Source organism: Pseudogemmobacter sp. TB195 (assembly GCF_058313095.1).
In genome coordinates, this window is the sequence record NZ_JBZEGG010000099.1 from 1 (window position 1) to 798 (window position 798).

Consider the following 798-nt stretch of genomic DNA (forward strand, 5'->3'; position numbering starts at 1 on the left):
TGCATGGCGCCCCTGCGGAACTGTCGGCATCCTCATCCACACGCGGCCCCGACGAACCGTCATGCCCCCGATACCGGCCTGCATCGGCGCGCAAAGCCGTCGACCAGCCGTTTTCCAGGTGAGACCGCTTCCGGTTGTCGATCATTGCATCAGTTTCTGTCACGTTTGCCTCCTGTCGCCGCAATACCGCCGGATGCGCGTTCTTCCCCCGTGAGGCGTGTCAGCCACCGCTGTCCGCAGCGACGTCCCTGCCCGGGCGACAACCGCCCGGGATGGACGCATGACTGCACGCAGCGACCGTCAATGTCCGGATATTCGCGTCACCATGTGTGACTTCGCCCCCGGACTGCCCGCACGCCAGAAGATCTGTTTCGATGAGAAAACCTGCCCCGGAGCCCCTGAAGGTCGACGCTGGATACCCCATCCCCCTCTCTTCGCGCATCTGGCCTGTGTCGGCACTTTATCATCGCACAAAACAGAAATCACCGACGGAACGGCTTGTTCCGGGCAGAATAACTGTCAAGTTTGGGGGGAATGCCGTAACGGCCACGCTTTGTCGCCGTCTTATGGCATGAAATATTTAATCAAATCATGGATCATGTGCACATTTTGACGATAATTGCCTTGATCAATAAAGAATTTAACCAAATTTTAACGAAATTACGTAGATTATATTGCGTGGTCAATTTGAGTTCACGGATATTTTATCAGCTAATTTTCCATAGCAGTCCCTAACCCGACCCTGCGAAATCCGCCGCATAACGAAACGGTGATCGCCCGTTTTACTGAATCCGGATC

General features: G+C 55.0%; 1 protein-coding gene. It reads left to right on the top strand.

From position 1 onward, the window contains the following. The first annotated feature begins 280 nt into the window (after positions 1-280). Positions 281-613: a hypothetical protein gene (locus AC4FS3_RS28800; RefSeq protein WP_491023383.1), complete on the top strand. Its 333-nt coding sequence runs from the start codon at positions 281-283 to the stop codon at positions 611-613. Positions 614-798 lie beyond the last annotated feature (185 nt).

Coding starts and splice junctions, on each gene's coding strand:
- AC4FS3_RS28800 (WP_491023383.1), top strand. CDS start 281: ATGACTGCACGCAGCGACCGTCAATGTCCGGATATTCGCGTCACCATG.